The organism is Vibrio sp. 10N.222.55.C6 (assembly GCF_041473395.1).
Taxonomy (GTDB): Bacteria; Pseudomonadota; Gammaproteobacteria; order Enterobacterales; family Vibrionaceae; genus Vibrio; species Vibrio crassostreae_C.
Genome location: NZ_JBFRSD010000653.1, coordinates 1 through 292 on the forward strand (window position 1 = coordinate 1; position 292 = coordinate 292).

Sequence of the window (292 nt, forward strand, 5' to 3'; positions counted from 1 at the left end):
CATCCAAACTTTGCTGCGATGTGTTCGAAAGACGATGAAATGCTAAAGCTGCCGGCCCGACCTGATTGACATTGTTTAAACCAACTACGCTTTTTGTTAACTTTTTCGCTTTTTCACATAGCGCTTCAACTAGGTTATGCGACTGCATAAACGGGTGGCTAGCTTTGCAATAGAGAATACCGCCACTTGCGGTTAAATAACTGACGCCAATTGATTGCACAGGAAGTTTTTTTATCTCAATCTCAGATTGAACCTTGAACACCTTGCAGAATTGTCGCGCATATCCCAGTGC

The 292-nt window shown here is 43.2% G+C and carries 1 protein-coding gene; it reads right to left on the bottom strand.

Annotation, left to right across the window (positions count from 1 at the left end; all coding sequences use genetic code 11):
• Positions 1-292: hypothetical protein (locus tag AB4486_RS25495; protein WP_372119514.1), on the bottom strand; the 292-nt coding region annotated here is incomplete at both ends.